This is a genomic window from Sphingobium limneticum, from assembly GCF_008710155.1.
GTDB lineage: Bacteria > Pseudomonadota > Alphaproteobacteria > Sphingomonadales > Sphingomonadaceae > Sphingobium > Sphingobium limneticum.
Map to the genome: position 1 here is coordinate 22,517 of NZ_VYPZ01000004.1, position 24,410 is coordinate 46,926.

A 24,410-nucleotide genomic window follows, 5' to 3' on the forward strand; every position below is an offset into this window, starting at 1 on the left:
CGCTAAAGCGCGGCGGGCCGATGCTGAAGATCAAGATCCAGATTTATTGCGGCGACCAGATCGCCATGGGGCCGGGCAAGGCCGACCTGCTCGACGCAATTGCGGCCGAAGGGTCGATATCGGCAGCCGGGCGGAAGCTGGGCATGAGTTATCGGCGCTGCTGGCTGCTGGTCGATGTGATGAACCGTTGTTGGGCCGAACCGCTGGTCGCGACGTCGAGCGAGGGCGCGCAGTTGACCGAGAGTGGCGTTGCAATCCTGACGGCCTATCGCGGGTTGCAGGCGAACATGGACGGGATCAGCACGCAGGGTGCAGTAGCGCTGGAACGGCAGTTGCGAGACGTGCCGCTGGAGGCGCAAGTCGCTCCGTCGCATAGATAATCTTTCGGTAATGCCTGTTCGGCATGGAGAGCGGCGGAGGCTTTCCCATGTACGACATCCGATTCCGCCACGACATCAATCTGCTCGACATCGCCTGGCACGGCCAGTTCACCAGCGAGGGCGTCGCCGCCTATGCCCGTGAGGTGAAGGCGCGATTCGTGGCCGAAGGGTTCGTGCCCGGCTATCTGCTGCGGATGGACATGAGCGGCAGCGCAGTGCAGCCACAGGATGCGGTCGCGGCATTCCGCGAGCATCTGGGCGATGGGCTGTTCCCGCGCGCATCGCGGATCGCCATCGTCACCCCCAGCATCATCGCCACCATGCAGGTGCGGCGGGAAATGACGCAGGATTATATGCGGATCTTCGCGAACGCCGACGAGGCGCTGGCGTGGTTGCTGGGGCAAGGGTAGGCGCGCGCGAGCGCGAGTGATGCCGGGACGTGATGAACCGATCCATTGGCAGCGTTCCCCGGCGCAGGCCGGGGTCCAGTTGAGAGCTTGGAACTGGGCCCCGGCCTACGCCGGGGAACGGATTGTCTTCTCACATCAATGTTTTTTGATATGAGACAGCGAGTTGGGCAACGTAGAAGCAGGACATGTGTGATATTAGTTGGCTAACTAACCATATTGATGATCATGATATTCATGCCTTTCAACGGCCTGTCGCAGTCACGAAAGTTTCATGTTGCGCCGCAAAAAGAAATCTGGTCCGTTGTGAACAGCGGTGGAACAGGCGCTTAAGCCTTCGGTAACCATAGAGGGCGCATGTTCCATCCTACGACTTCAAGTCGGAGGGCATGAACATGGGTACGAGTGCAAGACCGGCGGATGGGGCGATCACCCTGGCGGAACTGCGTGAATTCGCGAGCTTCCCGTCTGCCACGCAACGCTATATTCGCCGATCGCTGGATATCGGGCTGCATCGCCGCGACGCGATGAAGCTGTGGTCCCGCGACATGGTGGAGGAAGCGTCGATCCGCGCGCAGGCGCGCATCTACGGGCGGCTGGACGAGATCAAGGCGCGCGTGCCCGATGACAGCGGCCTGGAACAGGTGGAGCCGTTCATGGCGCCGCTGGTGACCATTTCCGCCTTCGACCTGGGGCAGGATCGATTGAGCAGCTTTTCCGCCTATCGCTTCCTGTACGAACGGCTGCTGGGCGCGGGGTCGCGGCCCTGGTTGCCCGGCGCCTTCTGTGCCGCCGCCAGCCTGCCGCATCTGCATCCCGAAAAGCGGCGCGCGCTGCTTCAGTCGATCAGCGAAGCGGCGGCAACGGCGGTGGGCTGGTCCAACCGCGAACCGACCTTCTACCCCGAATGGGTGGAAAAGGTGGATCTGTCCAAGGCGAATTGAGCCGGACCATCATGGCTGAAAAGGCCGCGCGAAGTGGGGGCTTCGCGTGGCCTTTTTCATGGAGGGGTGGCGGTTAGTGGTTGGGGCGAGAGCGCCGGCCGATTGCGGATGCGGATTGCGGCGCCATCATCGTCGCGCAGGCGGCGGAAGCCGAGCGCCGCGATCAGGCCCATGATGCCGAGCAGCGCGAGGGCGGTGCGGATGTCGGTGGCGCCGGCCTGACCATCCTGGCGCAACAGCATGGCCAGTTGGACCAACAGCGTGGCGATGCTGACGCCCAGGCTTTGCGCCAGTTCCTGCGACATGCTGGCAAAGCCGCTGGCCCGCGCCATGGCGGCGTCCGGTATGTCAGCAAAGGCGAGCGTGCCGAGGCTGGTATATTGGAGCGAGCGCGAGACGCCGCCCAGGAACAGCGCGGCGACCAGCAGCCAGAGCGGCGATCCGGCATCGAACAGCGCGTAGCTGCCGGCGAAAAAGGCCGAGACGACGGCATTGGCGATCATCACCCGGCGAAAGCCGTAGCGGTGGAGCAGCGTGCCGGCGACTGCCTTCATCGCGAGTGCACCAGCCGCGCTGGTGAAGAGGATGAGGCCGCTGGCAAGCGGGCCGAGGCCGAGCGAGAGTTGCAGCAGCAGCGCGAGCAGCACCGGCAGGCCCGCGACGGTCGAACGCCAGATGGTGCCATGCTGCATCACGATCCGGAAGCTGCGGATGCGCAGCAGGCCGAGGTCGAGCAGCGGATGCGCCGCGCGGCGGGCGTGCAGGACGGCAAGGGGGAGGGCGGCGAGGCTGGCGGCGGCGAGCAGGATGACGATGCGCGGCGGGATCGACCCGCCGATCCCGGCGAGCGCCAGCGTGCCGCAGGACAGGCCGATGCCCAGCAGGAGGAAGCCGCGCAGGTCGAACGGGCCGGGCGGCGAGGCGGGCAGCGCCGGGATATGGCGCAGCGTGGCGGCGATGCCGATCAGGCCGAGCGGCAGGTTGATGAAGAAGATCCAGTGCCAGGAGGCGATTTCGACGATCAGCCCGCCGAGCGGCGCGCCCAGCACCGGGCCGATCAGGGCCGGCGCGGTGTAGAGGGATATGGCGCGGACATAATCGTGGCGCGGCACGGCGCGCAGCAGGACGACGCGCCCCACCGGCGCCATCAGCGCGCCGCCCATGCCCTGAAGGATGCGCGCCGCGACCAGTTGCGGCAGGGAGGTGGCAAGGCCGCAGAGCAGCGAGGCGAGCATGAACAGGGCGATGGCCCAGCAGAAGGTGGTGCGGGCGCCGAAGCGATCGCCGATCCAGCCGCTGGCGGGAATGAACACCGCGATGCTGAGCAGATAGGCGCTGACCGCCAGGTTCATGCGCAGCACGTCGGTGCCGAGCGAATGGGCCATTGCGGGCAGGGCGACGGTGATCGCGGTGCCGTCTATCCCCTGCATCAGAAGCGCGGAACCGATGATGAGCGGCGCGGCGGGGGACAGGCGTGGAAGAGGCGCGGCGATCGTACCGCTGCTGAGCATGTCCAAAGGCTTTTTCCCGAAAGAGACAGGTCCGCCTGTCGCTGCCGGAGGGCGGTTCTGGCAAGGCGATGCTTATTGAAATTTCTGGACGATGGATGGCCCGCGCAAATAGGCGGCACGAGTCGCGGGGCTCTCGGCCGCGATCGTTGAGCGCGGCGCATATAAGCTATGAAAAATTCTCATTGGTCGGCCGACGCGCCGCATTTACACTGCGATCCCATGGTGTGACCGGTCGGAAATATAGGGCGGCCCGCCGGTAATATGCCCTGCGCCTCTTGGCAAAAGGGTGCGCGACATGGACCATCATCGCCCGACAACCGATCATCATGGAGGCCAGTTCATGACCATCGAAACTAGGCTCAATGCCCTGAAGTCGCGGATTTCCGCGATATTGAACGACGATCTTCGCTATGCCCTGGCGGAACGTATCCGCGAATTGGGCTATATCGACCTGCGCGACTTCTTCCAGGCGCGGCCGGTGCTGGCGCATGTGCACGCGCTGGAACGGATGCTGCTGGTGGCGCGCGCCTGAACGGAAGGGGCTGCCGGTCATGCCGGCAGCCCCGCCCATCAGTTCAAATATCCTGATTTCCTATCGCGCATCGTCATCCTGAACCAAGTTCAGCATGACGCGCTCCTGTAGACCGGCGGGGTCAAAAGGCCGGTAGCACCGCGCCCTTGTAGCGGTCCGCGATGAAGGCCTTTACGTCGTCGCTGTGCAGCGCGGCGATCAGCTTCTGGACGCGGGCGTCCTTTTCGCTGCCGGGCTTGCCGACCACGAAATTGACATAGGGCGACTGGCCATCCTCGATCGCCAGCGCGTCGCGGGTGGGGTTGAGCTTCGCGTCCAGCGCATAATTGGTGTTGATGAGCGCCAGGTCGACCTCCCCCAAAGTGCGGGGCAGGGTGGCCGCTTCCAGTTCGCGCAGGACGATCTTCTTTGGATTGGCGGTGATGTCGCGGACCGAGGCGAGCGGATTGGCCGGCTCTTTCAGCTGAATGAGGCCCGTCTTCTGAAGCAGCAGCAGGGCGCGGCCGCCATTGCTGGCGTCATTGGGGATGGCGACGGTGGCGCCGGCGGGCAGCTGGTCCAGGCTCTTCCACTTGCGCGAATAGGCGCCCAGCGGTTCGATATGGATGCCGGCGATCTTTTGCAGGTCGGCATGCTGTGCCTTGTTGAATTCGTCCAGATAGGGGCCGGTCTGGAAATAATTGACCAGGATCTGCCCCTGCGCAACCTGCTGATTGGGCTGCACATAATCGTTGAAGACGCGGACATCGAGCTTCACGCCCTGCTTTTCCAGCGCGGGGCGGACATGGTCCAGGATTTCCGCATGGGGCACGGCGGTGGCGGCGACGGTCAGCGTGTCGCCATCGGCGGTGCCGGTCTTGCCGCCACACGCCGCAAGCAGCAGGGCGGGGGCGAGGAGGAGGAGCGAGCGACGGTTCATGGGATATCCCCCTTAACGATGGTCGACCCGGCGGGCGAGCCAGTCGCCGGACCATTGGATCAGTTGTACGAGCAGGACGAGCAGGGCGACGGTGACGAGCATGACGTCGGCCTGAAAGCGTTGATAGCCGTAGCGGATGGCCAGATCGCCCAGGCCACCCGCGCCCACGACGCCCGCCATGGCGGTGAAGGAGACGAGGGCGATGGCGGTGACGGTGGCGCCGGATATGAGGCCGGGCAGCGCTTCGGGCAGCAAGACTTTGCCGATGATCTGAAGCCGCGTGGCGCCCATGGCCTGCGCCGCCTCGATCGTGCTGCGCGGAATGTCGCGCAGCGCTGTTTCGACGAGGCGCGCGTAGAAAGGCGCGGCGCCCGCGACCAGCGGCGGGATGGCGCCGGCAACGCCCAGCGACGTGCCCATCATCGCCAGGGTCAGCGGGATCATGACGATGAGCAGGATGACGAAGGGGATGGAGCGCAGGATATTGACGATGACGCCGAGCAGGCGGTTGGCGATCAGGCTTCGCCCGATCTGGCCGCGCGCGGTGAGGAAGAGCAGCACGCCGAGCGGAATGCCCAGGATGAGCGTCAGCAGCAGCGATCCGCCCAGCATCAGCAGCGTGTCGAACGTCGCCTGACCGATATCGGGCCAGGAGATATTCTGGAAGAAACCGTCCTGCATCAGCGATCCTCCCCCAGCAAGGCGAGGGTCGCCTGTTCACGCGAGGCGGCGAAGACGGTATCGACCGGCCCGAATTCGACCAGGCGGCCATGGTCGAGTACGGCGACATGGTCGCAGATGGCGCGGACGACCTCCATCTCATGGGTGATCAGGATGATGGTCAGGCCCATGTCGCGGTTGAGATCGGCCAGCAGCGCCAGCACGGATCGGGTGGTTTCCGGGTCGAGCGCGCTGGTCGCTTCGTCGCAGAGCAATATGTCGGGGCGGGTGGCGAGCGCGCGGGCGATGCCGACACGCTGACGCTGGCCGCCCGATAGGCTGGCGGGATAAGCCTGCGCCTTGGCCGCGATGCCGACATGGTCGAGCAGCTGCGCCACGCGGGCGTCGCGATCGGCCCTGGGCATGCCGGCCAGTTCCAGCGGTAGGGCGACATTGCCGGCGATGGTGCGGTTGGCGAGCAGGCCGAAAGATTGGAAGATCATCCCGATCCGCTGCCGCAGCGCGCGCAGGCCCGCCGGTTTCAGCGTGGCGATGGACGTGCCGTCGATCAGCACTTCGCCGGACGTCGGCCGCTCCAGCCCGTTGATGAGGCGCAGCAGGGTCGATTTGCCCGCGCCCGACCGGCCGATGATGCCGAACACCGACCCGCGCGGAATGACGAGGTCGATGTCGCTGAGCGCTGCGGTTCCGTCCGGGAAGCGCTTCGATATGGATTTGAGTTCGATCATGGAGAGGGGCTTGAGTTCAGCTCGGCTGGCGGATGATGGGGTGGGGGGCTTCGACGATGCTGCCGGCCGGCACGTCGCTGCGCAGCCACAGATTGCCGCCGATACGCGATCCCGCGCCAATCGTCACCCGTCCAATGATGCTGGCATTGGCATGGACGATCACATCGTCGCCCAGGATGGGATGGCGCGGCACGTCGTGGCGGCCCTCTACATCGGGATCGCCGCCCAGCGTCACGCCCTGATAGAGACGTACCCGGTCGCCGATGATGGTTGTTTCGCCGATGACGACGCCGGTGCCATGGTCGATGAAGAAGCTGCGGCCGATGGTCGCGCCGGGATGAATGTCGATGCCGGTGCGTTCATGCGCGATTTCCGCGATCACCCGCGCGACGATCGGCGCGCCGAGGCGATAGAGGAGATGGGCGATGCGGTGATGGATGACGGCGGTGAGGGAAGGGTAGGCGAGCAGCACTTCATCGACGCTGCGTGCGGCCGGATCGGCGGCATAGCCTGCCTCCACATCGCTATCGAGCAGGCGGCGGATATCGGGCAGGCGCGCCGCGAAGATGCCGATCGCCCGCTCGACATTCAGCGCGATCGCTTTCTGGTCGCTGTCGGGCGCGTCATAGCCCAGTTCCAGCCGGATCTGCGCGGCCAGTTGCGACAAGGTCGATTCGAGCGAGGCGCCGACATAATTATTTTCATTCTGCGCGGTGAGTTCGGGCGGGCCGAAGCGCAGGGGGAAGAGGGCGATGGCCAGTTCGTTGCTGATCCGCTTCAACGATTGGCGCGAGGGGAAATAGACGCCCTGTTCGGCATGACGGGCATGGCCCGCGCGCCAGTCCAGCCGCGCCTGATGCAGCGCGTCGACCACCAGGTCGATCTGTTGCGGAAACTGGATGCCGTCGGCGGGCAGGGAAGAGCTGGTCATGAAACGTCTCGGATGATGATGCACTGCGGCCGGTTATATCAATTGAAATGGTAGTGAATGGAGCGCTTTTATCCATGGGGCCGGAAAGCTGGGGTTTCAGGCGGGGCATGTTTCAGGTGGAGGGTTGGGGCGGGAAGCGGACCGAGATGCGGGTGCCGGGCGCGGCGTTGGATATGCTGACATGCGCGCCCATGCGCTGGGCGGCCGACTGCACGATGGCAAGGCCAAGGCCGGTGCCGTCCGGTCCGGTCTGCCCCGCCGCGCGGAAGAAGCGTTCGAACACGCGGGATCGGTTTTCCGGCGCGATGCCGGGGCCGTCATCCTGCACCGACAGCGTGATGTCGCTATCGCTGCGCGCCAGTGCGACCGTGACCGCGCCGCCGCGCCGATTGTAGCGGATGCCATTGTCGATCAGGTTGGCGAGGATTTCGAAGATCAGCGTCCGGTGCGCCTGAACGGGGTAGCTGGCGCCATCCTGCGCGTCGAGATTGAGTTCGACATCGGCCGCGATCGCCTGGTTGATGAGGCGGCCGATCACGGCCTGGCTCACTTCCTTGAGGTCGACCGCTTCGAGCGGGGGCGACACGCCGCCTTCCTCCGCGCGGGCGAGGGCGAGCAATTGCGTCACCAGCCGTTCCAGGCGCTGCACTGCATCGGCAATCTCGTCCAGCGCCTCATGCGAGCCGCGCCGCGCGAGTTCCACCTGCACCCGCAGCACGGACAAGGGCGTGCGCATCTGGTGTGAGGCGTCGGCGGTGAAGCGGCGCATGCCGCCGGTCGCGGTGTCGAGCTGCGCCAGCATATGGTCGAAGGCGATGGCGAGCGGTTGCAGCTCGTTGGGCAGCGGCCCGGCGTCGAGCGGGGAGAAATCCGCGCGGACGTTGCCGTCGCGCGCCTCCACGGTGCGGCGCAGCCGGGCGAGCGGGCGCAGGCTCCAGCCCAGCGCCGGGCGCAACAGCAGCACGGCGACGCCGACCAGCGCGACTTCGCCCAGCAGCAGGGCGATGGTCAGTTGCCCGGCCAGCGTCTTGCGATTGTCCAATGTTTCGGCGACCTGGATGACGACCGGCTGGGCGATGCGGGGGAGCATCCGCTTCACCTCCGCGATGCGGATGCCCTGATCGCGATAGCGGGCGAAGCGGAAGCGGGGCTGGTCGACGGTCATGGTCGCCGGATCGGGCGCGGGCAGATCGGCATAGCCGGTCAGCAATGCGCCGCCCACCGCGATGCGGTAATAGACATTGTCGCGTTCGCTATTTTCCAACATGCCAAAGGCGGCGGGCGGCAGGTCCAGCGTCACTTCGCCCCGTTCCACCTGTACCGTTTCGGCGATGGCGCCCAGCGCGCCGCCCAGCACGCGGTCGTTGGTGCGGCGCACGACGTCGGAAATCAGCGTTGCGCCACCCACGCCGATGATCGCCGCCGCGCCGAGCAACGGCCCCAGCATCGCGGCGAGCAGCCGGGTGCGCAGCGCGATCGCCTGAGACTTACCCGGCATCGAGCATGTAACCCACGCCGCGCACGGTGCGGATGCCGGGGCCATCGGGCGCCAGCTTGCCGCGCAGGCGCGTCACATGCACTTCGATGGCGTTGCCGCCGACCGGCTCGTCGAAGCCGAAGACTTCGCCGATCAGCAGTTCGCGCGGCACCACCTGCCCGGCACGGGTGGCCAGCGCCTCCAGCACGGCCAGTTCGCGGCGGCGCAGGTCGAGGGCGCGGCCCGCCACCTCCACGGTGCCGGTGGAGCGATTGATGGTGAGGGTGCCGACGACCAGTTCCGGAGTCGGATCGCCGCCGCGCCGCCGCCCCAGCGCACGCACCCGTGCCTCCAATTCCTCCGGGTCGAAGGGTTTGCGCAGATAATCGTCGGCGCCCAGGTCCAGCCCGCGCACCCGATCGTCCAGCGCGTCGCGCGCGGTCAGCATCAGGACCGCGACCTTCTCCCCCCGGCGGCGCAGTTCGGCCAGGACGGCAAAACCGTCCATGTCGGGCAGGCCGACGTCCAGGATGACCAGCGCATAGGGTTCGCTGCCCACGACGGACAGCGCATCTTCCCCGGTCGCGACATGATCCACGGCATGGCCCCCCGCACGGAGCAGGGCGGAAATGCTGCGCGCCAGTGCGGCGTCGTCCTCGATCATCAAAATCCGAATGGGGCACCCGATGCTGAAAGGTTGATGACAGCTTGGCTTCGTAACTGAGCCTCACATCTTATCCGGCGATAGAAACGGAAGGCGAGGAGCAGGGTTCGTGCGACGGGTTATTCAGATTGTTTCCCTCTTGGCAAGTCTGGCGGTGCCGACGGCCGTAGCGGTGGCGGAACGGCCGGCAGGCTATCCGCGATCCTATGACCAGTTGATCGCCGACGCGCAGGCGGAACGGCAGGTCGTCGTCTACGCCAATGCCGATACGTCGGAAATGGCGCCGGTCATCCTGGGGTTTCAGCGCCGCTATCCGGGCGTGACGGTGCGCTATGCCGACCTTGGCTCCAACGAGATGTATCGCCGTTTCGTTACGGAATCGCGGGGGCGCAAGCCATCGGCCGATCTGGTCTGGTCGTCGGCGATGGACCAGCAGGTCAAGCTGATCAACGACGGGTTCGCGCAAAGCTATACCAGTCCCGAAAAGCCCGCTCTGCCCGCATCGGCGGTGTGGAAGAATATGGGGTTCGGCGTCACCGCCGAACCGATCGCCTATGTCTACAACAAGAAGGCGATCCCCAATCCGCCGCGCACCCGCGCCGCGCTGGAAGCGATGCTGCGCAAGGATCGCCGCGCGCTGACGGGCAAGGTCGCGACCTTCGATCCCGCGCGCTCGAACACCGGCTATCTGTATCTGACGCAGGATTTCGCGATCACCGGCGATACACGATCGCTGGTGGAAGCCATGGCGGCAACGCGGCCGGTGCTGTCGATCACCACCGAGCCGATGTTGCGCGGCGTGGCGGAGGGCAAGCTGTCCATCGCCTATAATGTCATCGGCTCCTATGCGGTGGAGCGGGCGCGACGCGACCCGCGCATCGGTGTCATCTTCCCGCAGGATTATACGATCGTGATGTCGCGCATCGCCTTCATCGCGCGGGAGGCGCGGCATCCCGCCGCCGCCAAATTGTTCCTCGATTTCTTGCTGTCGCGCCAGGGCCAGTCCCTGCTCGCGCAGCATAGCCTCTGGCCGGTCCGCACCGACATACGCGGTCGCCGCCTTCCTGCGGCTCATGCGCGTCCGGTGCGCGTCGGCCCGCAGCTTCTCGCCAATCTCGATCGCCTGAAACAGCAGCGCTTCCTGCGCGACTGGAACGCGATCCTCGCTTCTGGAGCCCAATAATGACGTCCCTGATGTTGCGCGGCAGTTGCGCCGCGCTGGCGCTGATCGCCGCCACCCCTGCGCTGGCCCAGACGCCGAGTGCCGAAGAACTGGCCGCGCTGGTCAAGGCGCAGGCCGCCGAAATCGCGTCGCTCAAGGCGCGGCTCGACAAGATCGAAGGGCAGGCGGTCGCGCAGGCGGCAGCGCCCGGACCCGCACCGCAAGTCGCGCAGCAGCAGGCCACGCCGCCGCTGGTCGTCACGCCCTTCGCGCCGCAGATCGTGCCGCCCGGTCCCGCCGATATCGACGTCGGCCAGGCCCGCGCCATCGCGCGGGAAGTCGGCGTCAAGACCGAGTGGGGGGCGGGCCTGCCCGTGTTCCGATCGGCCGACGGCGTCTTCACCTACAAGCCGCGCGGCCGCATCCTGGTCGACGTCAGCTCGACCATGGGGTCCGATTATAAGGGCCGCAACACGACCACGACGGGCATGCGCGCGCTGCGCCTGGGCCTGGAAGGCGGGGTCGGGCCGCATTTCTTCTACCAGTTCGAGAGCGATTTTTCGGAAAATGAAGTCGATATCGTCACCGCCTTTCTGGGCTGGCGCAATCGGCTGAGCGGCAAGGTCGATTATGACATTCGCGTCGGCCATCTGTTCAATGACCGCGCGTTCGAAGGCAGCACCGGGTCCGATTCCACGCCCTTCCTGGAACGCAGCACGGTATCGACCGCGATCATCCCGCAGCGCGGCTTCTACGGCATCGGCATCATGGGCCGCATGTTCGGTCCCAACTGGCATGCGTCGGTCAGCGTGACCGGCGACCGGATCGATGGGCAGCAGGCGACGAACGACAGCCGCACCGCTTCCTTCCGCGCGCATTGGAACCCGATCAAGACCGACCGAGCGCTGCTGCATGTCGGCGCATGGGGCTTTGACGAGGCGCTGTCGGCCGCCGCGACGTCGCTGACGCGCAGCACGGTGATCGGCGGGCGCTTCAACGGCGCGGTGCGGGTGTCGACCGGCGAATTGCTGGGCGGGCGTTCCACCACCGGCTATGGCGCGGAACTGGGCGGCTATAGCGGCAGCCTGTGGGTCATGGGCGAAGCGGGCCGCCGCGTCGCGCGCCTGACCGGCGACCGCCCGAATTTCGAGAGCAAGGCGTGGAGCGTATCGACCGGCTTCTTCCTGACCGGTGAATTGCCGCCTTACAACCCGCGCCTCGGCAGCTTTGGCCAGCCCAATGTGCTGCGCCCCACCTTCGACGGTGGACCGGGCGCGATCGAACTGACCGCGCGTTACGAAAATCTGGATTATACCGATCTGGTTCTGGGCGGCGACGGCTGGGCCGCGACGGTCGGCGTGAACTGGTATCTCAACAGCTTCACCCGGCTTCAGCTGAACGGCATCCACTGGCGCACCGACAATCGTGCCGGCGCCTTCACCGGCAGCGACGACGGCCAGACCGTCAGCGCGCGTGTCGGCGTGACTTTCTGATCCTTCTTCTCCTCGCCTCTTCAAGGATGCAGCGATGAATCTTGCCCTGCTCGGCTTCCTGATGGTCGCCACCTTCATGACGCTGATCATGACCAAAAAGATGACGCCGCTGGTGGCGTTGATCGTCATCCCGTCCCTGTTCGGCGTCATCGCCGGGCAGGCCGCGGGCCTGGGCGACATGATGATCGACGGCATCAAGAATCTGGCGCCGACCGGCGTGATGCTGCTGTTCGCCATCCTGTTCTTTTCGACCATGACGGACACGGGATTGTTCGATCCGCTGGTCGGCCGGCTGGTGAAGCTGGTCCATGGCGATCCGCTGCTGATCCTGCTGGGATCGGTGGTGCTGTGTGCGGTCGTCAGCCTGGATGGCGATGGATCGACCACCTACATCATCACCTGTGCCGCGCTGCTGCCGCTATACAAGCGCTTCGACATGAAGCGCATCTACCTGGTCTGCCTGTTGATGGTGACGAGCGGGATCATGAACCTGACGCCATGGGGCGGCCCGACCGCGCGCGCGGCCAGTGCGCTCAAGCTCGATCCCGCCACCCTGTTCCTGCCGCTTATCCCCGGCATGATCGCGGGCCTCGCCTTCCTGCTGGGGCTGGCCTTCTGGTTCGGGATCAAGGAGCGTCGGCGGCTGGGCCATGTCCACCTGCCGCAGCGTGAAGCGGTGGATGTCGCCGACCTTGGCGTGTCGCAATATCCCGAGGCGCGTCGTCCACATCTGCGTCTGTTCAACGCCGCGCTGGTGATAGTGCTGCTGGGCCTGCTGGTGTGGGGAATTCTGCCCCTGTCGGTCCTGATGATGATCGCCTTCGCCATTGCGATGATCGTCAACTATCCGGGCGTCGCCCAGCAGAAGGAGCGGATTGCCGCCCATGCCGGCAATGTCCTGTCGGTCGTGTCGCTGATCTTCGCCGCGGGTATCTTCACCGGCATATTGGGCGGCACCGGCATGGTGGAGGCGATGAGCAAGGAAGTGGTGGGCTTCATCCCGCCCGCATTGGGGCCGTATATGGCGCCGATCACGGCTTTGCTGTCGATGCCCTTCACCTTCTTCATTTCCAACGACGCCTTTTACTTCGGCATGTTGCCGATCCTGGCGGAGGCCGGGGCCCATTATGGCGTCGATCCGATGGCGATCGCCCGTGCGTCGCTGATGGGCCAGCCGGTCCATCTGCTCAGCCCGCTGGTGCCGTCCACCTATCTGCTCGTCAGCCTGGCAGGGATCGACCTGGCCGATCATCAGCGCTTCACCTTGCTGCCGGCGGCCGCCGTCTGCATCGTCATGACGCTGGTCGGCATGATCGCGCTGGCTTTCCCCTTCGTTGCCTGACGGGTCGCAACCGGTCAAACACCGGGCAACGCAGGCCGCCCTCCGCTTCCTGGCAGCGATCGCTGTCGGGGCAGCGGGGGGCGCACTGTTTCTGGAGATCGGCGCGCCTTTGCCTTGGGTGCTGGGGTCCATGGCCGCCTGTGCCATTGCCAGCGTCATCGGCTTGCCGATACAGGCCTCATCCGCCACGCGCCGGCCTATGGCGGCGGTGATCGGCGTGGTGCTGGGCAGCAGTTTCGGCCCGCATCTGTTGCCGCAGGCGCGCGAGTGGATCATTCCGCTTGTCGCGCTGCCCTTCTTCCTTGCGACGGCCGCGCTGCTGTGCGTGACCTATTTCCGCAAGGTCGCCAAATTCGATCCCGCCACCGCCTATTTCGCCGGCATGCCCGGCGGCATCGCCGAAATGGTGGTGATGGGGGCGGAGCGCGGCGCCGACGAGCGGACCATCGGCCTGATCCATGGTGCGCGCATCTTTCTGGTCGTCTTCATCCTGCCATTCCTGATCCGGCTGGATCATGCGCCGGTCGCCATTGCGCCAGCCGCGGAGGTGACGGGCGGGGTGGCGGACTGGTCGCTGCTATTATGGGCGGTCGGCTGCGTGGTTGTGGGTCTGTTGATCGGCAGGCTGCTGCGCCTGCCGGCCTGGCATCTGGTCGGGCCGCTGGCGGTGAGCGCGGCCGTGCATATGAGCGGGCTGGCCGATTTCCGCATTCCTGGCTGGGCGCTGGCGGCCGCGCAGGTGGGGTTGGGCGCCACTATCGGTTGCCGCTTCGTCGGACTGACGCTGAAGACTTTGCTGCGCACCGTGGCGCTGGCGGCGGGATCGACGCTGATCCTGCTGGCGGTGACATTTGCCTGGGCGGCGGGGATCGGCGCGCTGACCGGGCTGGACCCGGTGTTGCTGACGCTGGCCTATTCGCCCGGTGGCCTGGCCGAAATGAGCATGGTGGCGCTCAGTCTGGCGTTGGAGCCGGGCGTGGTCATCGTCCATCACCTGACCCGTGTGGTGCTGGTCCTGATCGGGGCGCCACTCGGGTTCAGGTCTATGGATATTAGAACAAAGTCATGAGGCCCGTCGCCGGGTCGATCACGCCTTCGTAGATCATCTTGCCAGCGACATAGAGGATCACCACCAGGCCAAAATAGGCGATGGCACGATAGCGTTCGATCACGCGGGCCAGCAGGTTCGCCGCCACGCCCATCAGCGCGACTGACAGGATCAGGCCGACGACCAGGATGCCCGGATGCTCGCGCGCGGCGCCGGCGACGGCCAGCACATTGTCCAGGCTCATGGACACGTCGGCGATGGCCACGGCCCAGGCGGCTTGCGCGAAGCCCTTGGGTGCGGCCTTGCCGGCGATATCGTCGGCATCTTCGGCTTCGCCGCCCGAACGCAGTTCGCGCCACATCTTCCACGCGACCCAGACCAGCAGCAGGCCACCGGCAAAGACGAGGCCGACCAGCTGCATCAGCTGCGTGACGAGCAGGGCGAAGGCGATGCGCAGCACCAAGGCGGCGATCACGCCGATCGCGATCACCTTGCGGCGCGAGGCGGGGGGCAGGCCGGCGGCCAGCGCGCCGACGACGATCGCATTGTCCGCCGCCAGCATGATGTCGATCAGCACGACCTGACCGAAGGCGGCCAGAGCGGCGGGGGAACCGATATTGGAAAAATCGGCCACGATATGGGTCCAGATGTCGTTCATAAATCCTCTCACGGGCGACGGCCGGGGGCGTCGGTTTGACGACTGCTTTCAAGCGAAACAGCGTGGATCGCCACAGGAGGGCGACCGGCGGCGCATAGGATAGGAAGCTGTCACCCACCTTTCAGCCCGAACGACACGGATAAGACAGTTATTTGATAGTGACTTGCAATAGCTAATCTGTATAGGAGGCGCCCTTCAACAGGGAGGTCCAATTGAACCGTATAAATCCGTCCGCCACCAGCCTGTCCATATTGGCTTTTGCGACCCTGACTATGTCGAGCGCCGCCATGGCGGCCGATGCCGCCTATGACGATAGCGGCGATCGCGCCGACATCATCGTGCTGGGCAAAAGCTATGGGCAGGAAGTCGGCAAGACGGTCACGCCGCTGAAGGATGTGCCCAACACCGTCGCCGTCATCGACCGCGAGCAGATCGAGGCGCAGAATCTCTTCACGCTGGAAGATGCGCTGACCGCGACCAACGGCATCACCGTCAACGGGGTCGGCAGCGAAGGCGCGACCTTCTATTCGCGCGGCTTTGCCATCAACAATTATCTGGTCGATGGCACGCCGACGCGGGCCTATGATTCCCCCGCCGTCATTCCGGACCTGTTCTTCTACGAACGGCTGGAAGTGTTGCGCGGCCCGGCGGGCCTGTTCAGCGGATCGGGCAATCCGGCCGGCAGCATCAATCTGGTGCGCAAGCGGCCGTTGGACACGTTCAAATTGCAGGGGTCGGTCGGGTACGGCAGCTACAAGAACAAGCGCGGCGAAATCGACGTGTCCGCGCCGCTGGCCCAGGGCGTCGCCGTCCGCTTCGGCGCGATGGTGCAGGATCAGGATCAGTTTTACGACATCGCCCATCGCAACCGCGTCGGCGCGTTCGGCGTGGGCAAGATCGACATTGGTGATCGCACCACCTTCACCGTGGGCGGCACGTGGGAGCGGTTCAAGCCGTCGATCCAGACCGGCCTGCCCGGCCTGATCGGCGGGGCGGACGGCAGCGACGGGCAGTTGCTGGACGTGCCGCGCTCCACCTATGTCGGCGCGGACTGGAACCGCTTCCGGTCGGAAAGCTGGTCGGCCTTTGCCGAGTTGACCCACAAGATCAGCGACCGATGGACGCTGCGGGCGACGGGGCTTTACACCGAAGTCGATCGTATCGACGTCTACAGCTATATCGGCAGCGCGCCGGTGACGGAAACGAACGGGGTGACGTCGCACATCGCCTATCGCGGCGACAATACTTATAGCACCCGGTCCTTCGACTTTAACGGCGTGGGCAGCTTCCCGCTGTTCGGGCGCGACCAGACGCTGATTTTGGGCATGGATTATCAGGCCAGTTCCGCGCGGACCTATTACACGCGCCTCAGCCGCTATGCGCAGATCGACGTCTATAATCCCGTCTCGCCGGCCGAGCCGCCGCTCGACCCCTATGGCGATTTGCCGGCCTATAATGGTCCCTATGGTCCGGTGAAGCAGGTCTATGGCGCCAGCGATACGCAGGTGGAGCAATATGGCATGTATGGCCAGATGCGGATCAGCCCGATCGCGGGCCTTTCGCTGGTCGGCGGCGGTCGCATGACATGGTGGTCGACGGATTCGCAGACGCTGTTGCCCAACAGGCTGGCGCCGACCGGATACAGTATGGACGCCCAGTTCACGCCCTATGGCGGCATCGTGTGGGATGTGACGTCCAACTGGAACATCTATGGCAGCTATGCCGACAGCTTCACGCCGCAGACTTCGACCATGCCGCGTTCCGACGGCGGGCGGATCGAGCCGCTGATCGGCGATCAATATGAGGGCGGCACGAAGCTGTCGCTGTTCCAGGACAAGCTGCTGCTGTCGCTGGCAGCCTATCAGATCACCCAGTCGAACCGGCTGTTCAACGACCCTGACCTGCCCGACGTGGTGCTTCAGATCGGCAAGGTGCGCTCGCGCGGGATCGAGTTCGATGCGGGCGGGGAAATCACGCCCGGCTGGCGGATCAATGGCGGATACAGTTATAATAAGAACCAATATCTGCGCGATACCAATGCGCTGTATGAAGGGATTTCGGTCGTGCCGGTCATCCCGAAACATTCGGCCAAGGTCTTTACCAACTATGCGCCGACGGGCGGCCTGCTGGACGGGTTCAGCATCGGTGGCGGCCTGACCTGGCTCAGCTCCACTTTCGGCGGCAATGCGGCGATATGGAATGCGGACGGAACGCTGCGCACCCGATCGACCATCGTGCGGCAGGGCGCCTATGTCATCGCGGACCTGCGCGCCGGCTATAAGGTGAACGAACGGCTGTCTCTTTCGCTGAACGTCAACAATCTGTTCGACCGTAGCTATTATGCGCGGATATCATCGACCGGGCGCGGCAATTTCTATGGCAGCCCGCGCACCATATTCGCGACGCTGCGCTTCGCCTACCCATAAAGACGGGCGGTCGGTCGGGCCGGCTTTTCCGGCTGAGCGTCGGCATGGCGGCAAATGTCGTCAGTTTGTAAAACTCGCGGCCTACTCGCGCGCTCTCTATACCGGAGTGTGCGTTGAGTTGGCTGCGTGACATAGATCGTTGGTTCATGGCCGAAGTGCTGCCCCATGCGGCGGCCTATCGTGCCAGGGCTGCGCATTTCTGCGGCCGGGCGGATGCGGACGATCTGGTGCAGGAAGCCTATGCGCGCGTGCTGGGCACGGCCGATTATCGGGCGATCGCCGCACCGCGCAGCTTCGTGCTGACGATCGTGCACAATCTTGCGCTGGAGCGTTTGCGGCGGGCGAATGTGGTGCGGATCGACTTCCTGGCGTCCATGGAGGTGCTGGACGTGGCCGACGGCGCGCCGGATGCCTTTGCGGTGGCGGCTGGCCGGTCCGACCTGCAACAGATGTTGCAGTTGATGAACAGCTTGCCACCCCAATGCGCCCGCGTCCTGCACATGCGGAAAATCCAGGGGATGCCGCCTGCCGCCATATCGGAAGCGCTTTCAATATCCATCTCGACCGTGGAAAAACATGTCGCTAAGGGTCTTGCCCTCATCACAAAGGCCCGGCGCGACAATGAAGCCCAGGTGGAGGATTTTTGTCCGGCAGTCATGACATCTCTCAGCCATGCGCTGACCTGACCGACGTGGCCGCCGGCTGGCTGGCCGCGCTCGATGCAGGATCGGCCGACATGGCCGCGTTCGAGGCATGGCGGGATGCGGATGTTCGGCATGCGATCGCCTTTGCCGAAGTGGCGGCGAGTTGGCGCGACATGGACAGCCTGCGTCTGGTGCAAGGCGACATGGCCGCGCCCGAAAAAGCGCCCGAACCGGCACGACCCGACCGGCGGCATGTCATCCGCGCTGCGGCCGGCGTGGCCGCGGTGATGGCGGCCGGCGGTGGCTTTGCCTATCGCGCCTATGCGCGCGACACGGCCAGTACGGACCTGGGCGAACGACGCACGGTCGCGGTGCGCGATGGCCTGGCGGTAGACCTCAACACCGACAGTCGCATCCATTGGAAGACGGGGGAAACGACCCGCATCTGGCTGGAACGCGGGGAAGTGGCGATCCGTCTGGCGTCCGCGCAGAAGGTCGATTTGCAGACGCCGGGCGGCGCGTTCCAGTTGATGCCCGGTATCTACAATGCGCGGCTGCGTGATGCGAGTTGCGAACTGGCGGTCGTGAAGGGCAGCATAACCGGGATCGGCGCAACCCCGATCGGCGCGGGCGCGATCGTGCTGGCAACGGCCGGCCGGATCGCGTCGCGCGCGGGCGAGGATGCGGATCTGGATCGGGTGACGGCGTGGCAGCGGGACATATTGGTGCTGAACGGCGAAAGCCTGGACTATGCCCTGTCGGAGATAAACCGCTATCTGCCCAACAAGATCGTGATCGGCGATCCGGCGCTGTCGCGCATCCGGTTGGGCGGCACCTTTGCCACGACGAACCCGGATGAATTTCTTCAGGCGCTGCATACATCCTTCGGCGTTCGCGCCACGCCCAATGCCGGCGGCGGTATCATTTTGACCCGCACCTGATTTTTTTGCAGCGGCAATGGCGGATCGTCGCCGCTCATCCATCCATGCCCCGACACCTTATCCAAGCGGGGACATTCATGCTGAAGTTACTGACGACGACCGCCATCGTGGCGGCCGCGATGCCGGCTGCCGCCTATGCCCAGGGGCAGCAGGCGCGCGTGAATTTCGAGATCAAGGCCGGCGATACCGCCACCGCCCTCAACCAGTTCGCCGATCAGGCGCATGTCCATGTCGTCTTTCCCTATGACGCGATCGCCAATCGCCGGGTAGCCGGATTGCGTGGGAGCTTCACCCGTAGCGAGGGGCTGCGCCGCCTGATCGCGGGACAGGGGCTGGTGATCGCCAGCGAGACGGCCGGCATGATTTCGCTCAAGGCCGCGCCGGTCGCGCCGGATGCCCCGGCCAAGGCCATCGCGGACAACAGCCCGCAAACCGACATCGTGGTCCTGGGGCAGGGCGAATCCCGCCAGGTCCAGACCGTCGCGCCCAAGGCGATGGGCAAGGCGACCGCCGGTTCGTCGCCGCTGCGGGCGCTCAGCCGCCTGCCGGGCGTGAATTTCGATTCTTCCGATGCGCATGGCACCTATGAGGCCGCGACCCAGTTGTCGATCCGCGGCTTTCTGTCCGATCAGATGGGCTATACGCTGGACGGCGTGCCGCTCGGCAACATGCAGTATCGCAACAATAACGGCCTTTCGATCAACCGCGCGCTGCTGACCGAGAATAACGGCCCCGCCACCCTGTCGCAGGGCAGCGGCGCGCTGGGCACCGCGTCCACCAGCAATATCGGCGGCACGGTCGACTTTTCCTCCATCGATCCGACCAGAGAGTTCGGCATCGACCTGGAGCAAAGCTACGGTAGCGAGGATAGCTGGCGCAGTTTCGTGCGGGTGAACAGCGGCGAACTGCCCTGGGGCGGGCGGCTGGCATTATCCTATGCGCATGACCGACAGGGTAAATGGCGTGGATGGGGCAAGCAGGAGCAGGACCAGATCAACGCCAAATATGTGCAGCCGATCGGCGACAGCGTGACATCGACCAGCTTCCTCAACCTGATCGACCGGCGCGAGGATGACTATAACGACGTCTCGCTCGCCAAGCTGAAGGCCTATGGCTGGGACTTCGACAATGTCCCGACATTCCCGCTGGCCGAACAACTGGCGCTGATCGTGCAGAATGGCGGCACCCCGCCGGCCCCCTATGTGAATGCCGACGACAGCGTCTATCAGGGTGGCGGCGTACGGCGCGACCTTCTGGCCTATGAGAAGCTGGAATATCGCATCTCGCCGCGCCTGTCGGGCTTCACCACCGGCTATATGCACCTCGACAAGGGCATCGGTACCTGGGCCGATCCCTATGATCCGACCCCGGCTGCTTTCGGGGGATCGCCGGTGTCCGTGTCGGCGCTGCGCTATGACATCGATCGCAAGGGCGTGGTGTCGCGACTGACATTCGAAGCGGGCGATCACAAGATCGAAGGCGGGATCTGGTACGAACGCAATGTCTTCAATCAAGGCTCCTATCTCTACGGGCTGAAGGCCGGCGTCACGCCCGAACAGTTTCAGCAATTTTACGACGATCCGTTCAAGACGACCTTCCGCAACCGCTATGTCACCAACACGCTTCAGCTGGATATTGGCGACACATGGCAGGCGACCAGCCATCTGCGCCTGAACGCCGGGGTCAAGGGCGTCGTATCCACGAACAAGGCGCACAGCATCGTCAGCACAAAGCCGATCGACGGTTCGATCCAGGCGAAGAACTGGTTCCTGCCGACGGCCGGCATCCTCTACACGCTGGACGGCGGCAGCGAATTTTTCGCCGGCTACACGCGCAACATGGCCGCGTTCGTGGCGTCCACGTCGAGCGGCCCTTTCTCCAGCAGTTCGCAGGCCGGGTTCGATTATATCCGCGACGACCTGAAGCCGGAAATGACCAATACGTTCGAGGCAGGCTATCGCTTCCACACCCGCAACCTGCAACTGTCGCTGGCCGGCTATTATGTGAAGTTCACCAATCGACTGCTGGCTTCGTCGATCAGCGCCACGGTCGTCGGCAACCAGAATGTGTTGCAGAATGTCGGCAGCGTGTCGTCGCGCGGCGTGGAAGCGGCGGCGAACTGGAAGTTTGCGCCCTTCTGGTCGCTCTATGGCAGTTGGGCCTTTAATGACGCGACCTATGACGATGACGTGCAGCCGCTGGGCGGCGCGATCATCGCGACCAAGGGCAAGCAGGTCGTCGCGTCGCCCAAACATGTCGGCAATGTCGAAATCAATTATGACGACGGCAAGCTGTGGGGGCAGGCGACGGCGCATTATCGCAGCAAGCGCTATTACAGCTATCTGAACGACGCGCCCTTGCCGGGCGCCGTCAACGTCAATCTTTCGGGTGGCTATCGGTTCAGCGAGAGGCTGGACGTCCAGCTCAACGTGATGAACCTGTTCGACAAGCGCTATATCGCCTCGACAGGTACGGCCGGGTTCGTGACGTCCGACCCGAACGGCACCTACACGACATTGCAGTCGGCCGCGCCCCGGCAGGTGTTCGGCACCGTGCGCGTGCATTTCTGAAATCGGTAGAACCCTGGTCCCGGCGCGCGTCGGGACCAGGGTTCGCCATAAGCGAGACAGGGCCTGTCATGGATCGTCGCACTTTACTCAAGGCCGCCATCGGCGCGCCGTTTGTCGCCTCCGCCGTAACGGCGGCCGCCGTCGACAGACCATTGGACAGAGACGGGTTCAGCTTCGCCTTCATCAGCGACTGCCATATCCGGCCGGAGCTGAATGCGGACAAGGGATGCGCCGCCTGTTTCGAGCAGATTTCGGCATCCGACCATGATTTCGTCATCAATGGCGGCGATCATATCGAAGATGCGCTGGAAGCCAGCCGTGCGCGGGCGACGATGCTGATGGACTTGTATCAGCGCACCGAACGCCGTCATCTGCGCAAGCCCGTGCATCATGTGCTGGGCAATCATGATTGTCTGGGCTTGTTCGCCAAGAGCGGGATCGATCCGTCAGCGCCCGATTATGGCAAGCAATTCTACATGGATCGGTTCGGGCCGCGCTATTATGCGTTCGATCACAAGGGGGTGCACTTCGTCGTCCTCGATTCCGTCGGGCTGACGGACGATCGCAATTATGAAGGTCGGGTCGATGCCGCGCAGCTGGCATGGCTGAAGGCCGACCTTTCCGCCCAGCCCAAGGGTGTGCGCATCATCGTCGTGACCCACATTCCGCTGATCACGGCGATGCAATGTTATGAACCGGAATCCTGGCTGAATACGCTGCACAACTGGACCTTCGTGGCCAATGGCCGGGACGTGCTGCGCATCCTGCGCGAGCATGACGTGCTGGCCGTGCTTCAGGGGCATAGCCATGTGTTCGAGCAGATCGAGCTGAACGGCATCCGCTTCATCAGCACCGGGGCCGTCGCCGGCGCGGACTGGCGCGGCAGCTTCCTGGGCACGCTGGAAGGCTATAGCGAAATCTTCATATCCGGCCGGAGCGTGGAGGCGCGATACCGCACCTATGGCTTTGCCGCCGTAGACAGGGAAGACGTGCCGATATGAGCATTTCTGGCGCGAGGCCGGCTGCACGCCGGGCCGTCATCTATTTGCGCCGGTAGCGGAAATACCAGACTTCGTGGCCGATGCGGCGGGCCTTGGCTTCGTAGCGGGTTTCGGGCCAGCCGCCGGGGCGGGTCTGGAAATCCTTGGCTTCGCTGGCCAGCCAGTCGAAATCGGGATGGCCGTTCATCACCATCAGCGCCCAGCGCAGATAGACCGGATGGTCGGTGCCGAAGCGGAATTCGCCGCCGGGCTTGAGTTTGCGCGCGATCATCGCGACCGGGCCGGGGTTCATCATCCGGCGCTTGGCATGGCGCGCCTTGGGCCATGGGTCGGGATGGAGGAGATAGACGAAGCTCAAGGAGCCGTCGGGGATGCGGGCAAGCACGTCGAGCGCATCGCCCATGTGGAGGCGGACGTTGCCGAGCGCGCCATCGCGAATATGGCCGAGCGCCTGTACTACGCCGTTGAGGAAAGGTTCGCAGCCGATAAAGCCATGATCGGGCAGCATGTCGGCGCGATAGGCCATATGCTCGCCGCCGCCGAAGCCGATTTCGAAATGGAGGGGGCGGTCGTATCCGAACAGGTCTGCGGCGGTCACTTCGCCTTCCGCCGGGACCGACACGGCGGGCAGGAGGGTGTCGACCAGTTCCTGCTGGCCCTTGCGGAGTTTTGGTCCCGACTGCCGGCCGTAGAGGCGGTTGAGGGTCGTGGGATCGCCGGATTTATGCGCTGTCATGGGCAGCGCCGATAGCGGGGCGGAGCCGTGGGGGCAAGCGGGCAGCGGGTCCTAGTTCGTCTTCATGGCGTCGGGCGATATGTTGATGCGGCTACCACCCTTGCCATCGAGGATGGTTGAGGAAAGGGGCGCTTCATTTTGAACAATCTCGATCGCCTGGTCGGGCGGCGGAATGATGGCGTAGCTGGGATATTGTACCCACCGGTCGAGCTTCTTCACGGTGACGGACCATGGCGCAGGCGTGGCGGCCTTGTCCTTTTCAGTCGCCAGCAGGCCGATCAGGGCATCCTGCGCGACGTCCAGTAGCACGCCGGAATCGCCAAGCGGGATGATGTAGCCGACATTGTCGCCTTCGCCCTGATAGATGGGCAGGCGCCCGCCGATCCGATCGGGATGGACGCATAGGGCGGGAGCCGTTGGTGCCTTGCCCTCCTTGCGGGCCTTTTGCCGGCTTTCGGTCGCCATACTGCCCATCATCGCACCAAGGAGCGTGGCGGCGTTGTCCTGCATGATCTTGCTGGCGCGGGGGCCAAAGCGGCTTGGCTGAGCGCAGGGTAACAGCGTGGTGGCGGCTGACAGAGGCGGAAGTGTCCTGGGCCAGCCGATCTGCTGGATAAGCCGATCCATCGCGGCGTCGAGTTGGACAACGTCATGGACAGGGGAGGTCATGCGCAGCTTCACCACCCAGTCGCCCAGTGCGATCAGGGCGACGCCGCTGCTGCGACCGATCTGGGTGATGGTGAAACTCTGGCGCAGGCCGGCGGCAACGCTGGCGCCGGGGATGGTGAAGGCCGTAGGATCGCCCTGCGGCGTGACCGTGCCGAACTTGTCGTTGGTGGCGATCATGGTCGCCGCGACATCGAACCAGAGCCCAGTCGAAGGCTCTGCGGCATGATAGATGTAGATATTGACGTGGGTGTGGCCGATCGGGTCGTCATAGGCGACCGAGACGTCGAGCAGGCCGCCTTCGCTGAGATCCTGCACCTCGCTGCGGGCAAAGCCGTCGATCGCGCTGGGGAAGGCAATGGCGCTGGGCTTATGGGTCCAGGGCTTATTCGCCTTGGTCGCGATCCCGATCGGCGCGGCAGGTTGCGCTGCGGCGGGCCTGGCGAGGACGAATGCTGTCAGTGCGAGGGCCAGAGCCAATGATGTGATACGCATGAACTGCCCCCTCCCGAAACCCTACGGTGCAGCAGGGTAACGGGAAGGGGCGGA

The 24,410-nt window shown here is 64.8% G+C and carries 23 protein-coding genes; 13 read left to right on the plus strand and 10 right to left on the minus strand.

Annotated elements, in window-relative coordinates; all coding sequences use genetic code 11:
- Window positions 1-20: 20 nt before the first annotated feature.
- The 3 genes from F4U94_RS06380 to F4U94_RS06390 all read left to right on the plus strand — a co-directional run bounded on the left by F4U94_RS06380 (window position 21) and on the right by F4U94_RS06390 (window position 1,731).
- Complete coding sequence (locus F4U94_RS06380; protein ID WP_120250408.1) at window positions 21-380, plus strand: winged helix-turn-helix domain-containing protein; 360 nt, start codon at window positions 21-23, stop codon at window positions 378-380.
- Between the two features lie 47 nt (window positions 381-427).
- Window positions 428-790, plus strand: a complete 363-nt coding sequence (locus tag F4U94_RS06385; RefSeq protein WP_120250407.1) for a SpoIIAA family protein — start codon at window positions 428-430, stop codon at window positions 788-790.
- Window positions 791-1,182: 392 nt separating this feature from the next.
- Complete coding sequence (locus F4U94_RS06390; RefSeq protein WP_120252089.1) at window positions 1,183-1,731, plus strand: hypothetical protein; 549 nt, start codon at window positions 1,183-1,185, stop codon at window positions 1,729-1,731.
- A gap of 56 nt (window positions 1,732-1,787) precedes the next feature.
- On the opposite strand, the gene F4U94_RS06395 is transcribed toward F4U94_RS06390, so the two are convergent.
- Entirely contained in the window at window positions 1,788-3,242 is a 1,455-nt protein-coding gene (locus F4U94_RS06395) for an MFS transporter (protein ID WP_120250406.1), read from the minus strand.
- 340 nt (window positions 3,243-3,582) lie between these two features.
- Here F4U94_RS06395 and F4U94_RS06400 point away from each other — a divergent pair, with 340 nt between their 5' ends.
- Complete coding sequence (locus tag F4U94_RS06400) at window positions 3,583-3,774, plus strand: hypothetical protein (protein WP_145986212.1); 192 nt, start codon at window positions 3,583-3,585, stop codon at window positions 3,772-3,774.
- Window positions 3,775-3,895: 121 nt separating this feature from the next.
- Here F4U94_RS06400 and F4U94_RS06405 read toward each other — a convergent pair whose 3' ends face one another.
- The 6 genes from F4U94_RS06405 to F4U94_RS06430 form a co-directional block, all read right to left on the minus strand.
- Complete coding sequence (locus F4U94_RS06405) at window positions 3,896-4,693, minus strand: MetQ/NlpA family ABC transporter substrate-binding protein (protein WP_120250404.1); 798 nt, start codon at window positions 4,691-4,693, stop codon at window positions 3,896-3,898.
- A gap of 12 nt (window positions 4,694-4,705) precedes the next feature.
- Window positions 4,706-5,374 (minus strand): methionine ABC transporter permease, encoded by a 669-nt coding sequence (locus F4U94_RS06410; protein ID WP_120250403.1) that lies wholly within the window; start codon window positions 5,372-5,374, stop codon window positions 4,706-4,708.
- Entirely contained in the window at window positions 5,374-6,102 is a 729-nt protein-coding gene (locus F4U94_RS06415; protein WP_120250402.1) for a methionine ABC transporter ATP-binding protein, read from the minus strand. Before F4U94_RS06415 ends, F4U94_RS06410 begins: the two co-directional genes overlap by 1 nt.
- Window positions 6,103-6,118: 16 nt before the next feature.
- A complete protein-coding gene (gene epsC / locus F4U94_RS06420) occupies window positions 6,119-7,033 on the minus strand; it encodes a serine O-acetyltransferase EpsC (RefSeq protein ID WP_120250401.1) in 915 nt (304 codons plus the stop codon).
- Between the two features lie 112 nt (window positions 7,034-7,145).
- The gene (locus F4U94_RS06425; protein ID WP_120250400.1) at window positions 7,146-8,531 is read right to left on the minus strand and encodes a sensor histidine kinase; all 1,386 of its coding nucleotides are present in this window, start codon (window positions 8,529-8,531) and stop codon (window positions 7,146-7,148) included.
- Window positions 8,521-9,174, minus strand: a complete 654-nt coding sequence (locus tag F4U94_RS06430; protein ID WP_120250399.1) for a response regulator — start codon at window positions 9,172-9,174, stop codon at window positions 8,521-8,523. Before F4U94_RS06430 ends, F4U94_RS06425 begins: the two co-directional genes overlap by 11 nt.
- Before the next feature lie 109 nt (window positions 9,175-9,283).
- On the opposite strand from F4U94_RS06430, the gene F4U94_RS06435 reads away from it, so the two are divergent.
- From F4U94_RS06435 to F4U94_RS06450, 4 genes are read left to right on the plus strand one after another with little or no spacing between them, the layout of a single operon-like run.
- A complete protein-coding gene (locus F4U94_RS06435; RefSeq protein WP_120250398.1) occupies window positions 9,284-10,357 on the plus strand; it encodes an ABC transporter substrate-binding protein in 1,074 nt (357 codons plus the stop codon).
- Window positions 10,357-11,829 (plus strand): OprO/OprP family phosphate-selective porin, encoded by a 1,473-nt coding sequence (locus F4U94_RS06440; RefSeq protein ID WP_120250397.1) that lies wholly within the window; start codon window positions 10,357-10,359, stop codon window positions 11,827-11,829. Before F4U94_RS06435 ends, F4U94_RS06440 begins: the two co-directional genes overlap by 1 nt.
- 34 nt (window positions 11,830-11,863) lie before the next feature.
- Window positions 11,864-13,171 carry a CitMHS family transporter gene (locus F4U94_RS06445; RefSeq protein ID WP_120250396.1) on the plus strand — a complete coding sequence of 436 codons (1,308 nt, stop codon included), beginning with the start codon at window positions 11,864-11,866 and terminating at the stop codon, window positions 13,169-13,171.
- On the plus strand, window positions 13,164-14,240 hold the full coding sequence (locus F4U94_RS06450) for an AbrB family transcriptional regulator (protein WP_120250395.1): 1,077 nt from the start codon (window positions 13,164-13,166) through the stop codon (window positions 14,238-14,240). Before F4U94_RS06445 ends, F4U94_RS06450 begins: the two co-directional genes overlap by 8 nt.
- Here F4U94_RS06450 and F4U94_RS06455 read toward each other — a convergent pair.
- Window positions 14,224-14,877 (minus strand): YjbE family putative metal transport protein, encoded by a 654-nt coding sequence (locus tag F4U94_RS06455; protein ID WP_120250394.1) that lies wholly within the window; start codon window positions 14,875-14,877, stop codon window positions 14,224-14,226. The genes F4U94_RS06450 and F4U94_RS06455 overlap by 17 nt on opposite strands.
- Window positions 14,878-15,089: 212 nt before the next feature.
- Here F4U94_RS06455 and F4U94_RS06460 point away from each other — a divergent pair, with 212 nt between their 5' ends.
- The 5 genes from F4U94_RS06460 to F4U94_RS06480 all read left to right on the plus strand — a co-directional run bounded on the left by F4U94_RS06460 (window position 15,090) and on the right by F4U94_RS06480 (window position 22,459).
- The gene (locus F4U94_RS06460; RefSeq protein WP_232015990.1) at window positions 15,090-17,303 is read left to right on the plus strand and encodes a TonB-dependent siderophore receptor; all 2,214 of its coding nucleotides are present in this window, start codon (window positions 15,090-15,092) and stop codon (window positions 17,301-17,303) included.
- Between the two features lie 113 nt (window positions 17,304-17,416).
- Window positions 17,417-17,989 (plus strand): RNA polymerase sigma factor, encoded by a 573-nt coding sequence (locus F4U94_RS06465; RefSeq protein ID WP_120250392.1) that lies wholly within the window; start codon window positions 17,417-17,419, stop codon window positions 17,987-17,989.
- A complete protein-coding gene (locus F4U94_RS06470) occupies window positions 17,947-18,888 on the plus strand; it encodes a FecR family protein (protein ID WP_120250391.1) in 942 nt (313 codons plus the stop codon). Before F4U94_RS06465 ends, F4U94_RS06470 begins: the two co-directional genes overlap by 43 nt.
- A gap of 77 nt (window positions 18,889-18,965) precedes the next feature.
- A complete protein-coding gene (locus F4U94_RS06475; RefSeq protein ID WP_120250390.1) occupies window positions 18,966-21,458 on the plus strand; it encodes a TonB-dependent receptor in 2,493 nt (830 codons plus the stop codon).
- Window positions 21,459-21,526: 68 nt separating this feature from the next.
- Window positions 21,527-22,459 carry a metallophosphoesterase family protein gene (locus F4U94_RS06480; protein WP_120250389.1) on the plus strand — a complete coding sequence of 311 codons (933 nt, stop codon included), beginning with the start codon at window positions 21,527-21,529 and terminating at the stop codon, window positions 22,457-22,459.
- Between the two features lie 40 nt (window positions 22,460-22,499).
- Here F4U94_RS06480 and trmB read toward each other — a convergent pair whose 3' ends face one another.
- Both trmB and F4U94_RS06490 read right to left on the minus strand, forming a co-directional pair.
- Complete coding sequence (gene trmB, locus F4U94_RS06485) at window positions 22,500-23,195, minus strand: tRNA (guanine(46)-N(7))-methyltransferase TrmB (protein ID WP_120250388.1); 696 nt, start codon at window positions 23,193-23,195, stop codon at window positions 22,500-22,502.
- A 51-nt stretch (window positions 23,196-23,246) separates the two neighbouring features.
- Entirely contained in the window at window positions 23,247-24,356 is a 1,110-nt protein-coding gene (locus tag F4U94_RS06490; RefSeq protein WP_120250387.1) for a hypothetical protein, read from the minus strand.
- Window positions 24,357-24,410 lie beyond the last annotated feature (54 nt).

What these genes read in the sequence shown, in the direction of transcription:
- F4U94_RS06475 (WP_120250390.1), top strand. Translation starts at nt 18,966, where the DNA reads ATGCTGAAGTTACTGACGACGACCGCCATCGTGGCGGCCGCGATGCCG.
- F4U94_RS06410 (WP_120250403.1), bottom strand. Translation starts at nt 5,374, where the DNA reads ATGCAGGACGGTTTCTTCCAGAATATCTCCTGGCCCGATATCGGTCAG.
- F4U94_RS06385 (WP_120250407.1), top strand. Translation starts at nt 428, where the DNA reads ATGTACGACATCCGATTCCGCCACGACATCAATCTGCTCGACATCGCC.
- F4U94_RS06455 (WP_120250394.1), bottom strand. Translation starts at nt 14,877, where the DNA reads ATGAACGACATCTGGACCCATATCGTGGCCGATTTTTCCAATATCGGT.
- F4U94_RS06415 (WP_120250402.1), bottom strand. Translation starts at nt 6,102, where the DNA reads ATGATCGAACTCAAATCCATATCGAAGCGCTTCCCGGACGGAACCGCA.
- F4U94_RS06490 (WP_120250387.1), bottom strand. Translation starts at nt 24,356, where the DNA reads ATGCGTATCACATCATTGGCTCTGGCCCTCGCACTGACAGCATTCGTC.
- F4U94_RS06390 (WP_120252089.1), top strand. Translation starts at nt 1,183, where the DNA reads ATGGGTACGAGTGCAAGACCGGCGGATGGGGCGATCACCCTGGCGGAA.
- F4U94_RS06400 (WP_145986212.1), top strand. Translation starts at nt 3,583, where the DNA reads ATGACCATCGAAACTAGGCTCAATGCCCTGAAGTCGCGGATTTCCGCG.
- F4U94_RS06395 (WP_120250406.1), bottom strand. Translation starts at nt 3,242, where the DNA reads ATGCTCAGCAGCGGTACGATCGCCGCGCCTCTTCCACGCCTGTCCCCC.
- F4U94_RS06425 (WP_120250400.1), bottom strand. Translation starts at nt 8,531, where the DNA reads ATGCCGGGTAAGTCTCAGGCGATCGCGCTGCGCACCCGGCTGCTCGCC.
- F4U94_RS06480 (WP_120250389.1), top strand. Translation starts at nt 21,527, where the DNA reads ATGGATCGTCGCACTTTACTCAAGGCCGCCATCGGCGCGCCGTTTGTC.
- trmB (WP_120250388.1), bottom strand. Translation starts at nt 23,195, where the DNA reads ATGACAGCGCATAAATCCGGCGATCCCACGACCCTCAACCGCCTCTAC.
- epsC (WP_120250401.1), bottom strand. Translation starts at nt 7,033, where the DNA reads ATGACCAGCTCTTCCCTGCCCGCCGACGGCATCCAGTTTCCGCAACAG.
- F4U94_RS06440 (WP_120250397.1), top strand. Translation starts at nt 10,357, where the DNA reads ATGACGTCCCTGATGTTGCGCGGCAGTTGCGCCGCGCTGGCGCTGATC.
- F4U94_RS06405 (WP_120250404.1), bottom strand. Translation starts at nt 4,693, where the DNA reads ATGAACCGTCGCTCGCTCCTCCTCCTCGCCCCCGCCCTGCTGCTTGCG.
- F4U94_RS06445 (WP_120250396.1), top strand. Translation starts at nt 11,864, where the DNA reads ATGAATCTTGCCCTGCTCGGCTTCCTGATGGTCGCCACCTTCATGACG.
- F4U94_RS06380 (WP_120250408.1), top strand. Translation starts at nt 21, where the DNA reads ATGCTGAAGATCAAGATCCAGATTTATTGCGGCGACCAGATCGCCATG.
- F4U94_RS06430 (WP_120250399.1), bottom strand. Translation starts at nt 9,174, where the DNA reads ATGATCGAGGACGACGCCGCACTGGCGCGCAGCATTTCCGCCCTGCTC.